General features: G+C 38.7%; 11 protein-coding genes and 3 pseudogenes. All 14 read right to left on the bottom strand.

The window, feature by feature from the left end; translation table 11 throughout:
- Positions 1 to 343, bottom strand: a pseudogene (locus tag CBF33_RS03695) (transposase family protein); the annotation flags it as partial.
- Positions 344 to 536: 193 nt separating this feature from the next.
- Positions 537 to 890: a 30S ribosome-binding factor RbfA gene (gene rbfA, locus CBF33_RS03690; protein WP_126761703.1), complete on the bottom strand. Its 354-nt coding sequence runs from the start codon at positions 888 to 890 to the stop codon at positions 537 to 539.
- Between the two features lie 27 nt (positions 891 to 917).
- Positions 918 to 2,774 (bottom strand): annotated as a pseudogene (gene infB / locus CBF33_RS03685) (translation initiation factor IF-2); the annotation flags it as partial.
- Positions 2,775 to 3,121: 347 nt separating this feature from the next.
- A pseudogene (locus CBF33_RS09690) lies at positions 3,122 to 3,233 on the bottom strand (translation initiation factor IF-2 N-terminal domain-containing protein); the annotation flags it as partial.
- Positions 3,234 to 3,245: 12 nt separating this feature from the next.
- Positions 3,246 to 3,548 carry a YlxQ-related RNA-binding protein gene (locus CBF33_RS03680; protein ID WP_126761728.1) on the bottom strand — a complete coding sequence of 101 codons (303 nt, stop codon included), beginning with the start codon at positions 3,546 to 3,548 and terminating at the stop codon, positions 3,246 to 3,248.
- Positions 3,548 to 3,841, bottom strand: coding sequence for an RNase P modulator RnpM (rnpM, locus tag CBF33_RS03675; RefSeq protein ID WP_023606161.1), 294 nt, complete (start codon positions 3,839 to 3,841; stop codon positions 3,548 to 3,550). The genes CBF33_RS03680 and rnpM overlap by 1 nt, the downstream gene beginning before the upstream one ends.
- Before the next feature lie 17 nt (positions 3,842 to 3,858).
- Positions 3,859 to 5,046 (bottom strand): transcription termination factor NusA, encoded by a 1,188-nt coding sequence (gene nusA, locus CBF33_RS03670; protein WP_126761699.1) that lies wholly within the window; start codon positions 5,044 to 5,046, stop codon positions 3,859 to 3,861.
- A gap of 24 nt (positions 5,047 to 5,070) precedes the next feature.
- Complete coding sequence (gene rimP, locus CBF33_RS03665; protein WP_126761697.1) at positions 5,071 to 5,544, bottom strand: ribosome maturation factor RimP; 474 nt, start codon at positions 5,542 to 5,544, stop codon at positions 5,071 to 5,073.
- A gap of 147 nt (positions 5,545 to 5,691) precedes the next feature.
- Positions 5,692 to 6,684 carry a nucleoid-associated protein gene (locus CBF33_RS03660; RefSeq protein WP_126761695.1) on the bottom strand — a complete coding sequence of 331 codons (993 nt, stop codon included), beginning with the start codon at positions 6,682 to 6,684 and terminating at the stop codon, positions 5,692 to 5,694.
- Between the two features lie 113 nt (positions 6,685 to 6,797).
- Positions 6,798 to 7,718: a cysteine synthase A gene (cysK, locus tag CBF33_RS03655; RefSeq protein ID WP_126761693.1), complete on the bottom strand. Its 921-nt coding sequence runs from the start codon at positions 7,716 to 7,718 to the stop codon at positions 6,798 to 6,800.
- Between the two features lie 80 nt (positions 7,719 to 7,798).
- Complete coding sequence (locus CBF33_RS03650) at positions 7,799 to 8,440, bottom strand: L-fuculose-phosphate aldolase (RefSeq protein WP_126761691.1); 642 nt, start codon at positions 8,438 to 8,440, stop codon at positions 7,799 to 7,801.
- Positions 8,441 to 8,455: 15 nt separating this feature from the next.
- Positions 8,456 to 9,508, bottom strand: coding sequence for a s-methyl-5-thioribose-1-phosphate isomerase (locus CBF33_RS03645; protein ID WP_126761689.1), 1,053 nt, complete (start codon positions 9,506 to 9,508; stop codon positions 8,456 to 8,458).
- A complete protein-coding gene (gene mtnK, locus CBF33_RS03640) occupies positions 9,489 to 10,694 on the bottom strand; it encodes an S-methyl-5-thioribose kinase (protein WP_170167742.1) in 1,206 nt (401 codons plus the stop codon). Before mtnK ends, CBF33_RS03645 begins: the two co-directional genes overlap by 20 nt.
- A 131-nt stretch (positions 10,695 to 10,825) precedes the next feature.
- Positions 10,826 to 13,495 carry a magnesium-translocating P-type ATPase gene (mgtA, locus tag CBF33_RS03635; RefSeq protein ID WP_126761685.1) on the bottom strand — a complete coding sequence of 890 codons (2,670 nt, stop codon included), beginning with the start codon at positions 13,493 to 13,495 and terminating at the stop codon, positions 10,826 to 10,828.
- Positions 13,496 to 13,543: the final 48 nt, after the last annotated feature.

Genomic DNA, 13,543 nt, shown 5'->3' with positions numbered 1-13,543 from the left:
GTCTTGAAATAGAGTGTCCTTTCTCGACAAAATAAGGGGTAGCGGTCCAATGATGAGCACAATTTTTACAGGTATAGCGTTGTTTTGCGACGTTCATAATTAAAGGCAAATGATTAAATTGATCAAAGCGCACGACCGCTTTTTTCTTACCATTTCTTACGACTACTTGCTTCCCACTTTCGTTATACACCGTTGAACCACAATGATGACAAGGTGTTAGAGGGGGTGAAAAAGTAGCGTTCACCACACATGTTTGTTGTCCTTTTACCATTTCGTAAGAAATGTCAGATGTGATTAAATTTGGCTCTATGATTCGTAGTAATTTTTTGATATCATTAGACATGAGCATATCGCCTCCCGTTTGTTTTTTTGTGGTAAATTAATCATATAGGAGAACGGTATGCTTTTTAATACCTAAAATTAAGAAAATTAAAAAAGGGCTGATGAATCAAATAAATGATTCATCAGTCCTTTAAATTATAGAGCCGGGATATGTGCATCCAATGTCAGGGAAAAAGTTTGAATTACTTTATTTCTTAAGACTCACGTTTTTTTAAATCACGTAATAATTCGTCAATACGATTACCATACGCTACTGATTCGTCACGTTGAAAGAATAGTTCTGGTGTTTTATAAATACTTAAACGATGACCTAATTCTTTTCTAATTAAGCCACTAGCTTTTTCAAATCCTTTTTGGACTTCATCAAATGTTTCAGGATTGTCATCTAATGTACTGTAATAAATCGTAGCTTGTTGTAAATCACCCGTAACGTCGACTTCAGTAATAGTCGCCCCTTCAACACGGGGATCTCGCACTTTTTTGTGCAAGATATCATTCACTTCTTTTAATATTTCTTGAGCGACTCGACGGTCTCGATATTTTACCATAACTCTGTCACGCTCCTTAGTTTAACTTTATTTTACTTTGATTTCTTCCATAACAAATCCTTCAATGACATCGTCCACACGCAAGTCATTGTAGTTTTCAATCATGGCACCACATTCATAACCTAGTTTGACTTCTTTTACATCATCTTTAAAACGTTTCAAGCTAGCTAGATTTCCTTCAAATATAACGATGTTATCACGAATCACACGTACGCCACTATCACGTTTGATAGAGCCTTCTGTTACGTAACAACCTGCAATCGTTCCCACTTTTGAAACTTTATATGTTTCACGAACGACCATTTGACCTGTGATTTTCTCTTCGAATTCAGGGTCAAGCATCCCTTTCATCGCTGTTTCAATCTCTTCTAATGCTTTATAAATAACACGATGTAAACGAATGTCAACTTTTTCTGTATCTGCTTGTGCTTTAGCTTGAGGTGTCGCACGAACGTTAAAGCCGATAATAATCGCATTACTTGCGGCTGCTAGCGTAATATCACTTTCATTAATCGCACCAACTGCTGAGTGAACGATTTTCACGCGTACGCCTTCTACATCAATTTTGTTTAAACTTGCTGCTAGAGCTTCTGCTGAACCTTGTACGTCCGCTTTAATAATAACATTTACTTCTTTTAATTGACCTTCTTTTAAGCTTTCAAAAAGGTTATCCAATGTTACCAAGCTCGTCGCTGCACGTTGTTCCAATTGAGCTCTTTTCGCTCTTTCTTCACCTGCTTGACGTGCTGTTTTTTCATCAGCAAATGTCACAAAACGGTCTCCCGCTTGAGGAACTTCATTTAATCCGGTAATCTCAACCGGTGTTGCTGGTCCAACTTCCTTCTCACGTCGACCAATGTCATTCGTCATAACACGAACACGACCAAAAGTATTTCCTACGACAATTGGGTCTCCTACATGAAGTGTTCCTTGTTGGACAAGTAATGTCGCCACTACCCCTTTACCTTTATCTAAACGTGCTTCAATCACACTACCAATAGCTTGTTGTGTTGGGTCAGCTTTAAGCTCTTGGACTTCTGCTACAAGTAGAACCATTTCTAATAAATCTTCAATGTTTTCTCCAAACTTAGCAGAAATAGGTACAAAGATTGTATCGCCGCCCCAGTCTTCAGGAATTAAGCCATGTTCACTTAGTTCTTGCATGACACGGTCAGGGTTAGCTGTCGGTTTATCAATCTTGTTTACCGCTACAATAATCGGCACATCCGCTGCTTTCGCATGGTTAATAGCTTCAATTGTTTGTGGCATCACACCGTCATCCGCTGCAACAACTAAAATAGTAATATCTGTAATACTTGCTCCACGCGCACGCATAGACGTAAACGCCGCATGCCCTGGTGTATCTAAGAAAGTAATAGGCTTGCCGTCAACATCGATTTGATACGCACCGATATGCTGCGTAATCCCACCTGCTTCGCCTAAAGAGACTTTCGTATGACGTAAAGTATCTAGTAACGTTGTTTTACCGTGGTCAACGTGCCCCATAATCGTTACAACTGGAGGACGTGTAACTAATTTATCTTCGTTCAATGCTTCTGGTTCGAAGAATTTATCAATATCAGCTACGTCTACTTCTACTTTTTCTTCAGCATCCATACCATAGTCCGCTGCAAGTAACTCAATCGTATCTTTATCTAAAGCTTGATTTTGATTTGCCATAACTCCTAGCATTAACAGCTTTTTAATAATCTCAGCTGCATCACGATGAATCTTTTTAGAAATATCGGCAACCGACATTCCTTCCGTGTAAACTAACACTTCAGGTAACTCTCTAAATTTACGTGGTGGGACAGCTGGCTTGTTAGATGTTTGTTGACGTTTGCCTTTTTTCCCACGCTTGTTAAATTTATTGCGGTTTTGGTTACCACCAAAGTTGTTTTGACGTTGGCGATTTCCTTGTTGTGGTCCTTTTGAGCCTTTAAATCCTTGAGAGGAATTATCTGCTTTCTTCGTATCGTTTTGTTTAGTCATATGATTCCCCTGTGCTGGTTTATTTTTTGCTTTATTTTGATTGGTCGTTTGTTTTCCTTGACTTTGATTTTGACGTGCTGCTTGTGAAGGATGATTTCCTTTTTTCGAAGCATCCCCTTTTTGTGATGCTGGTCGCGAATTCTGCTGGGCCTGTTTTTTGGGTTGGGGTGATCCTGATTGCTTATCGTTTTTCTTAGTTGAAAAAGCTGCTTTAATCTTATTCGCTTGATCATGATCGACAGAGCCCATATGATTTTTAACCTCGATACCAAGTGATTTAGCTTTTTCTACAACCGCCTTACTTGATTGTTCGATTTCTTTGGCTATTTCATAAATTCTCTTTTTACCCATACAATCACCTTCCTAACTTTGTATTAACTCCTGTAATTTTGTCGCAAAGCCAGTATCTTGTATGGCACAACTTTTACGGTCCTTTCCAATCGCATGACTGAGTTCACCGTGCGTAAATTGTGTGATACAAGGTACTTGATAATATGCACACTTATCAAGGAGTTTTTTGCGTGTATTGTCACTCGCGTCAGTTGAGATAATCACGAGTTTGGCTTTTTTTGAACGCACACTTTGTAAAACGAGTTCCTCGCCAGAAATCATTTTACCTGCCCGCGTTGCCAAGCCTAATAAATTTAATGCTTTTTCATTGTTCATCATTTGCCGAAAAGTTCCTGTCTTGCTTTTTGATGCTTGACATAATCTAATAACTCTTGATAAAAATCATCCGTCAAACTCACTTTTAACGTTTTAGACAACGTGTCTTGCTCCCAACCTTTTTCAACAACGGCTGGGTCAATCGAGACATAGGCGCCACGACCGGGCTTTTTGCCTGAAGGGTCAATTGAGACTTCCCCTTCTTTAGAACGAACTACGCGAATCATCTCTTTTTTCGGTTTCATTTCGTTTGATACGACACATCTTCTTAGAGGTATTTTACGTGTTTTCATAACGTTGGCCTCCTTAATTATTCTTCGACATCTTCTGCAGCAACTTCTAAACTTTCATCCACTGTCAAAATATCAGACGTTTGGTCGATTTCAGACACTTCTAATTCTGCTGGCACATCTGTGTCTTCGAGAACTTCAACTGTCTCTTCTTGTGCCTGTTGTTCTAAAAGTTCAGCCATATCGCTTTCTGATTTGATATCAATCTTATAATTCGTTAATTTAGCCGCTAGACGTGCATTTTGACCACGTTTACCAATCGCTAATGACAATTGATAATCTGGTACAACTACCGTACATGAGCGATCATTTTCTGAGAAAATAACATCAATAACTTGAGCAGGATTTAAGGCGTTAGCAATGAATACAGCGGGATCTTCATTCCACTCCACAATATCCATATTTTCGCCTTTCAACTCATTTACAATCGCTTGTACACGTTGACCTTTAGGTCCTACACACGTGCCGACTGGGTCAATGTTACTATCTTGAGAACGTACGGCAACTTTCGAACGGTCACCTGCTTCACGAGAAATGCTGACAATCTCTACTACTCCATCATACACTTCTGGTATCTCTTGTTCAAATAGTCGCTTTAATAAGTCTGGATGACTACGACTAACAAAGACTTGTGGACCTTTTGATGTGTTTTCAACTTTTGACACATACACTTTAATACGGTCATGCGGTTGATACACTTCATTTGGTATTTGGTCTTGTCGTGATAATACTGCTTCAATTTTCCCAAGATTTACATAAATATAACGATGATCTTGTCGCTCGACAATCCCTTGCATAATCTCATTTTCATAGGCGCTGAACTCTTCATAAATAATCGTTCTTTCCGCTTCTCTTACACGCTGTAAGATGACTTGTTTAGCTGTTTGAGCAGCAATACGACCGAAATCTTTTGGTGTGACCTCAAAGCGTATCGTGTCTCCTAATTCGTAAGCGGGATTAATTGCTAGCGCATCCGTCAAAGCAACTTCCAATTGTGAGTCCATGACTTCTTCTGTTACTTCTTTTACAGAATAAACATGGATGTTCCCTTTTTTGTTATCAAATTCTACTTCCACATTTTGAGCTTGACCATAGTGACGCTTATAAGCAGAAACAAGTGCTGCTTCTAACGCATCAATGACAATTTCTTTAGAAATGCCTTTTTCCATTTCAAGCGCTTCTAATGCATTTAACATGTCTTTACTCATGATTCTTTTTCCTCCGTCATTGTCTTAAAACTCGATCGCTAATCGTGCTTTGGCAATATTTTTTCGTAAAAATGTCATTTCTTTTCTTCTTGTTTTAATCTTGACTGTTAAAACAAGCTCATCGTCTGTTAAGGATGTTAAATATCCCTCATATTGTTTATTGCCCTCAACCATTGAATACAATGATAGGTGAATATATTGATTCATTGCCGCTTCATAGTCTGCTTCTTTTTTCAATGGACGTTCTGCTCCGGGAGATGATACCTCTAGGAAGTATGCTTGCGGGATTGGATCTGGATCTAACGCATCCATTGCCTCGCTTAATTGCTCACTGACAAGGGCACATTCTTCAATATCAATCCCATTTTCTTTATCAATAAACACTCTAAGAAACCAATTCTTACCCTCTTTTACAAACTCAATATCGACGAGTTCAAAGCCTTCACGATCTAATATCGGTGTTACCACACCAGTGACGGTATCTACTACTGCACTCACTGTCAAACCTCCTTCATATCAGTAATTTAGCCATTAAAAAGAGTGAGCGTTCGGCACGCTCACTCTTTCTTCCGGTATCATTCTTCTACTATAATAGCACGTTTTCATTTCCTTTTCAACCAAAAGGCGATTTTACACTGTTTTCGATTATGAAAACTTGTTTTTTATTTCATCAATATTTTTTATCATAACAGAAATCGTGCCGTCTGGATTATTAATAAATTCAACAAACTCTTTATTTTGATAAACATCCATTGGAATAGCCAGTTCAATCCCATTCGCTAACTTGAACTTTTGCATGCGATATTTTTTCTCATATTTCGGTACATTCACTGGAATATCCTCTGTAAAAGCCGTGCGTGTAACTTGTTCTAGATACTCTTCTTTGGCACTAAAGTTATCTTTAAAAACATGTTCGGCTATACGTTGGTTATCAATTTTCCCTTCTTCTTCGATACTTTCATAAATAGCTTGCTGAACATTCGCAAAACTTTCATGCAACTCCTCATTGTATCGAGTAGAAACATCTTTAACAGCTTTTTTTACAATTTTTATATTATCGGCCATCGACGGCGTTGGCTCAATTTGAAAAAGAATCTGACTCATATACGCAGTTTTTTTACCGTCAAATTTATAAGACTTACCAACCATTGAAAGGGTTTGATTGGTCAAATTCATCACGATTCCCTCATCAACCTTGCTCGTACTACTTGGTAAGACAGCACGGTTAAGAATGATGTTATTTACCATCTCATTTTCAACATAATCAATATAATGCGTATGTACCTTTTTAAAATTCAATTTAAAAGCGCCTACTAAATGGTCTTCCTCATCATTCATCGCTTCAAATATGAGTAAATCACCACTAGGCACATCTTCACCTTTCACTAAACAATCATAAAAGCCTTGAGCAATCGCATGACTTCCTTCGATAAAGTTATCAGATAGCGAGCTAAACGGTAAATCTGTCGTTGTCTCCTCTAGCTTACCGGTTTGATAATCACTTTCAAAAAACTTTTTTAATAATGATTCTGAATAATCACGAACGGTTAACTCACTAAGATCCATAGGTTTCTCTGATAAGATAAGTTGCGGTGATTCTAAATCAATCACATGCAAAATAGCTTGCGTTACTTTCATCTAAACACTTCCTTTAAATTCATCTTAATCAGTATATCGAAAGTTAGCACAGATGACCATAGAAAAAGGCCTCCATTCTTTTTTCAAGAAAGGAAGCCGATTGCTATCATCTTTTATGCATCAAAAATACCCGTTGAAAGATAACGTTCCCCATTATCAGGTGCTAAAACAACTACTTGATGACCTTTGCCTAATTCTTTCGCAACGTCTAATGCAGCTGCAATGGCTGCGCCAGAAGAAATTCCAAGTAGCAATCCTTCTTTTCTCGCAACTTGTTTTGTCACTTCTATAGCGCGTTCACTTGAAATAGGTAACACTTTATCATAAGAATCTGTATCTAATACTTTTGGTACAAAGCCAGCTCCAATCCCTTGTATCTTATGCGGTTGGTGAGCCCCACCCCTTAAAATTTCGGACTCTGCTGGTTCTACAGCATACACTACCATCTCACTATTTTCTTGTTTTAGAATATGACTAACTCCTGTTATTGTGCCACCCGTTCCAACACCGGCAACAAAGGCATCAATCTCTTTTGCAGGCATCGCTTCTAAAATTTCATGCGCCGTCGTGCGTTCGTGAATGGACGGATTCGCTAAATTATCAAACTGTAATGGCATGAAATGATTTTCTTGAGCGGCAATTTCTTCCGCCTTAGCAATCGAACCTTTCATCCCTTCAGCTCCCGGTGTTAAAATTAACTCTGCACCGTATGCTTTCATTAATTGTTGACGTTCTTTACTCATCGTATCAGGCATCACGATAACAATTTTATAGCCTTTTGCTGCCGCAACCATTGATAAACCAATCCCCGTATTTCCACTTGTTGGTTCTACAATCGTATAGCCTGGCTTTAATAAACCTCTACGTTCTGCTTCTTCAACCATCGCCAAAGCAATTCGATCTTTGACACTACCGCCCGGGTTAAAAAACTCTAATTTAACAAAAACATCAGCCGAATCATCACCAACCACACGATTCAACTTCACAATCGGTGTATGACCAATTAACTCTGTTACAGATGTTACTTTTTTCATAGGTTACTCTCTCCTTTGACGACCTTTTATGCTTACTATATTATAGTAACTCTTTTTTCAAAAAATAACTAGCAATACGATTATCCTTGTCCGTAAGTGCCGAATTTTTTCATCGTTTCTTCGATTTCTGCGGTAGAAAGCATGACTGGCTTTCCAATCGCGCGTGCTCGATAGTAAAGTTTAGCTACAAACTCTATGTCCTTTGCGACTGAAAAGGCTTCTGATAGTGATTCGCCAACAGTTAAAACACCATGATTGGCTAGTAAAATCCCCGTATCATTTTGCATCGTGTGATAAGCCTCTTTAGCTAACGCTTCCGTGCCATATGTTTCATAGCCACTACAACGAATTTCTTCTCCTACTGAAGCGATAATGTAATGAAGTGGTTGAATCGATTCTCGCAGACAAGCAAAAGTCGTCGCATATTCGGAATGGGTATGCACGACCGCTCGAATTGCTGGGTTATTTTGATAAAAAATTTGATGCATGGCAATCTCACTTGACGGTTTTCGCTTTCCGTCGATGACTTTTCCTTCTAAATCAACAACCACTATATCCTCTAATTCCGTTTCATGATAAGGAACACCGCTTGGACTGATTAAAAAGCAATCATCCTCTGGAATAAATAAACTTAGATTTCCACCCGTTCCAGTTGTCAAACGCTCTTCCATCATTTTCTTCCCAAATGTCACCATTTCTTGTCGTTCGTCTCTGTACTTCATAGTCTCTCTCACTTTCTAATAAAACTGTTGCACCGCAGTATCAAAATATCTATCCACCTCTGTCGATTGATAAATACCCTTATCCGTAACAATCCCCGTAATTAAATCGGGAGAGGTTATATCAAACGATGGATACAAGGCTTTAGCCCCTTTCAGGGTATGCGGTATCCCTTGAAACGTTAAAACCTGTTGTGGATCACGCATTTCAATGACAATGTCGTGATGGCTTTTTTTATGCTCATCAGGTATGCCCGTGACATAATATGGCACGTCATAATGTTGCGCTAATAAGGCGATTTGTTTTGTTCCAATCTTATTCGCTATATAGCCGTCCAATGCAATCGTATCGGCGGCTGAAGTAAACAAATCAATTCCTTCATACTCCATTACATAACCGACCATATTATCAGTAATCACCGTAGTATCAAACCCCATGTCAACACCACAACTAGCCGTTAAACGAGCTCCCTGTAAATAAGGTCGTGTTTCAGCAGTATAAAGTTTAAACGCTTTTTGCTGCTCAATCGCTCCGCGAAGCATCATGCCCACGATTGTCTCGCCAAAACACTGGGTCAATACATGGTCGTTTGCATTTATCTTTGTTAACAAATAATCCCCCACACGTGACATTGTCGCATAGCGACGATTAAGTGATTTAAGTGTTTCGTTAAAAATTGCTTCTTCAGCTGATGTGCCACGTTCAAAGGCCAACTCAGCGGCTTGCAAAGCATGATGAGTGATTTGCAACATGCGATTAGCCGTTGTCGGTCTAGCATGACCAATCGTAGCGGCTGCCTCTTTTAAGAAAATACGTTGTTTTACTACACTTTCATCTCTTACTTGATACGCAGCTAGAGCCATACCCATCCCTGCTGCTGTATAAGGTCCTGCACTTTGTGTCACCATATCTGTAATCGCTTGGGCCACTTCTTGATAAGTCGTACAAGTGACAAAGCGAACTTCTGTAGGATAAATACGACGATCTAAAATACGGACTTTCCCATCTTCATACCAAGCAACATTCTCATAACGTAGCATAAAAGGTAGGTTATAATCTTCTCGTTTCATACTTATCTATCTCCTTTTGTAAATGCTGATTTAACCAATCTGATGTCATCGTGTGACGGTCTAAAATCAGCTTTTCCGATAACGTTATAACCGCACGCTCAAAATCTAGACGTCGTTCCCTGTCTTCAATCGTAGTGACTTCAACTACTTTAGTATCTCCAACCACTCTTCTTATCATTTCCGTTCCCGTGTAGCCATAAGTGTCGCAAATAATCCCTTTAAGCCACTCTTGCTTAAAACGAGAGGTTCGATAGAGAGACAAGGTCACTTTTTTTTCGTAATAGTCACTCATCTTATTCTCTGTTTCAACCAAAGTACCGATGATTGTTTCCCGTAACCAAGATAAATAAGTTAACGAAACCGAGTCTTGTGCTAATTGATGATAGAACGCCAGTAGTAAATGCGCCACCACATTTCCAATGTCATAGCCTGCTGGTCCATAAAATGCAAACTCTGGGTCAATAACCTTTAAACCATTTTGAGATACAAAAATGGATCCAGAATGTAAATCACCATGTAACAGTGCCTGTCCGTGATTCATAAAATGATAACGAAGTGAGGCAACTTCCATGATTAATGCCTCATGGTCATACAAATGTTTTTGGACAAAGGCTTCATTTCCAGGAAAAATTTGATTACGTTGTTTTTGATTATTATACGGTTCAGTAAACACTAAATCTTCACTAATTTCACGCATCTCCACATTTGAATAAAAAGCTTGTTCTAGCTGTTTTTGGGATGCCTCCATCACTAAATCTGTCGAACTTACTAACGACACGGCTAAAAACTCACTCAAATCATTAGCTAGCTGTGGGAGTTGGTGGCGCTCACTCAAGACATGACGCAAGTTACGATACTCTGAAATATCTTCCATAATAATAATCGCCATTTCTTCATCCACAGCATAAATCTTAGGCGTATAATTAGGGACAACCTCATTTAACCGTTCTAAAGCACGCCCTTCTCGTACGGATCGTTTAATATCTAATGGACGCCCCGACGACCGTAGTAGTTTGTCAGCTTGTTTGACAATTAGCCGTCGTTGATTATTTTTATCAGTCACTCGAAAAACATAGTTGATATTTCCGTCACCAATCTCTTCAACCGTGCAATTATCATTCGCAAAATCAGGAAGTGTCTTACTTAAAAAAGGCAGAATTGTTTTATCTGTCAATAATTCATGCATGCTATCTCTCCTTCCATACATCTTTATTTAGTTTACCTTGTTCACGGATTAAAAGACAATCCTAAAACAAAAAAAGTTATGCCTTTGCCAATGAATATAGCACATTAGCAAAAGGCATAACTTCAATAAAATTAAAGTAATTCTTGATAACGACGAATATAAAGATTTTTCACAACAGTTACCAGTGCGATATACGCGACAATTGTTAACAACAACCAGAAGAAATAACTTGCATTTAATGGCACTAAACCAACCGATTGCCCTATAGAGGTAAAAGGTAGTACCGTACCAATTAAAATACCTAACGTCGTAATCGTCATAACGATAAATGAAGCTCGGCTTTGTAAGAATGGTATCTTAGGTGTTCGCAATGCATGAATTACTAATGTTTGTGACCACAATGATTCAACGAACCAGCCTGCATGGAAGAAAGCAACGAATAAGACCTGCTTTTCAGGTGATAGACTATGATAACTTCCCCCGAATACTTGTGGCCCGATTAGATAGAATAATAAGAAATAGGTCGTAATATCAAAAATCGAGCTAGTCGGTCCAAGCCATTTCATAAACGAACCAATTGATTTAGCATCCCAATGACGCGGCGATTTTAAATATTCATCATCCATGTTATCCCAAGGAATAGAAATACATGAAATATCATAAATTAAGTTAAGAACGAGCAATTGTAACGCCGTCATCGGCAGAAACGGAAGAAAAATACTAGCGACCAACACTGAAAAGACATTCCCAAAATTTGAACTGACCGTCATTTTAATATACTTAATAATATTTCCAAAAACTGCACGACCAGATAAAATTCCTTTTTCTAAAATCATTAAATCCTTTTCGAGTAAAATAATATCTGCCGACTCTTTCGCAATATCAACTGCCGTATCTACTGAAATGCCAACATCCGATGCTTTCATCGCCGGCGCATCATTTATCCCGTCACCTAAAAATCCTACCGTATGTCCTTTCTCTTTTAGTCCTTTGACGATATCCGTTTTTTGAGCTGGTGAAAGTTTCACAAAAACCGAATGATTCTCTATCGTTTCAAGAAATTTATCAGCAGACATCTCTTGTAAATCACGTCCACTAACAATCGTTTCATTTTCCAATCCTACTTGTTGACAGACTGCTCGTGTCACTCGCTCATTATCACCCGTTAAAACTTTAACGCCGACTTGATGCTCTTTTAATGCCATTAACGCCTGTTTCGTCGTTTCCTTTGGTGGATCTAGGAAAGCGAGATAGCCAATTAACACCATTTCTGATTCATCTGCTATCGAAAACTCTCCGATTGGACGCGGATTAGTCTTTTGTGCCACAGCCACCACACGCAAGCCATCTTCGTTTAATGTATCGACTGTTCTTAAAACTTCTTCTTTAATCGCTGATGAAAGTGGTTTAACTTCACCATTGACTTCAACAAAAGATGAAACCTCTAACATCTCCTCTACCGCGCCTTTAGTAATCATTTGAATTTTATTCTGATCATTTTTCACGACGACACTCATACGTCGACGCTCAAAGTCAAAAGGAATTTCATCTACCTTTTCATGATTTAAAGACGAAATGTTTAGTTCTTTCGCTGCGGCATCGATAATCGCAATATCCATTAAGTTCTTTAATCCTGTTTGATGATAACTGTTTAGGTATGCATGTCGCAAAACACGGGCGTCTTCTTGTCCATTAATATCTAAATGATATTCTAATACAATTTTATCTTGTGTTAACGTCCCAGTTTTGTCCGTACAAAGGACATCCATAGCGCCGAAATTTTGAATGGCATTTAAATCTTTAATAACTGTTCCTTCTTTCGCCATACTTGTAGCACCTTTGACTAAACTTGTCGTCACAATCATTGGCAACATCTCTGGTGTCAATCCGACAGCAATAGACAATCCGAAAAAGAGTGCTTCTACCCAATCACCTTTTGTTAGACCGTTAATTAAAATAACTGTCGGTGCCATTATTAACATAAAACGAATTAAAAGCCAGGAAACTTCACTAATGCCAACATCAAAACTTGTCAATTCATCTGTTTTAGCAACATCCCGAGCAATTCCACCAAAGATAGTATCATCGCCAACAGCAACCACAATACCTGTCGCCGTACCACTGACAACGTTACTACCCATATACACCATATTTTGATAATCAGTTTGACTCTCTCTCGCTGAAATATCTACAGGAGCTGTCTTTTCTACCGGATGACTTTCTCCCGTCATAGCCGACTGACTAACAAATAAATCTTTTGCCGCTATAATCCGTATATCCGCTGGAATCATATCTCCCGCAGACAAGTGAACGCGGTCACCTACAACGATTTCTTCAGTAGGGACTTCTATTCTCTCTTGTCCTTTACGTGTGACCGTCGCCGTAACTCTAACTAACGATAAAAGACTCTCCGCTGCTTTTGATGATCTAACTGACTGAAACAATGTCAAACTACCGCTAATTGTTACCATCGTACTGATAATAATAACAGCCGTTAAATCTTTTTCAGCCCCACTTGCCAACCAATAATCAGTCACAAATGAGATAATCGCAAGCACCATTAATATAATCGTAAACGGGGTAAAAAAAGCTTTTCTCACTTTTGTTCCCCAAGATTCTTTTTCGTATTCGGACAAAATGTTCGCCCCATATTTACGACGACTGTTTTCTACCTCATCTTGTGTCAATCCATTTTGACCGCCTCCTAATTTTCTAGTAAGGCGTGCTACTTCACTTCTTGCTGCAAACTCATAACGCTTATCCATAACTGACAGCGTATTGTTTAATTCTTTCGTTCTCATTTTTTTCCCTCGCTCTCCATAAATATAACCGTCGCACTTTTCTCCATT

It is taken from the genome of Vagococcus lutrae (assembly GCF_003987555.1).
Taxonomy (GTDB): domain Bacteria; phylum Bacillota; class Bacilli; order Lactobacillales; family Vagococcaceae; genus Vagococcus_A; species Vagococcus_A lutrae.
The sequence above is the reverse complement of the archived record's forward strand: the minus strand, read 5'-3'. Positions and strand labels throughout refer to the sequence as shown.

What these genes read in the sequence shown, in the direction of transcription:
- rbfA (WP_126761703.1), bottom strand. Translation starts at nt 890, where the DNA reads ATGGTAAAATATCGAGACCGTCGAGTCGCTCAAGAAATATTAAAAGAA.
- CBF33_RS03680 (WP_126761728.1), bottom strand. Translation starts at nt 3,548, where the DNA reads ATGAACAATGAAAAAGCATTAAATTTATTAGGCTTGGCAACGCGGGCA.
- rnpM (WP_023606161.1), bottom strand. Translation starts at nt 3,841, where the DNA reads ATGAAAACACGTAAAATACCTCTAAGAAGATGTGTCGTATCAAACGAA.
- nusA (WP_126761699.1), bottom strand. Translation starts at nt 5,046, where the DNA reads ATGAGTAAAGACATGTTAAATGCATTAGAAGCGCTTGAAATGGAAAAA.
- CBF33_RS03660 (WP_126761695.1), bottom strand. Translation starts at nt 6,684, where the DNA reads ATGAAAGTAACGCAAGCTATTTTGCATGTGATTGATTTAGAATCACCG.
- cysK (WP_126761693.1), bottom strand. Translation starts at nt 7,718, where the DNA reads ATGAAAAAAGTAACATCTGTAACAGAGTTAATTGGTCATACACCGATT.
- CBF33_RS03650 (WP_126761691.1), bottom strand. Translation starts at nt 8,440, where the DNA reads ATGAAGTACAGAGACGAACGACAAGAAATGGTGACATTTGGGAAGAAA.
- CBF33_RS03645 (WP_126761689.1), bottom strand. Translation starts at nt 9,508, where the DNA reads ATGAAACGAGAAGATTATAACCTACCTTTTATGCTACGTTATGAGAAT.
- mtnK (WP_170167742.1), bottom strand. Translation starts at nt 10,694, where the DNA reads ATGCATGAATTATTGACAGATAAAACAATTCTGCCTTTTTTAAGTAAG.
- mgtA (WP_126761685.1), bottom strand. Translation starts at nt 13,495, where the DNA reads ATGAGAACGAAAGAATTAAACAATACGCTGTCAGTTATGGATAAGCGT.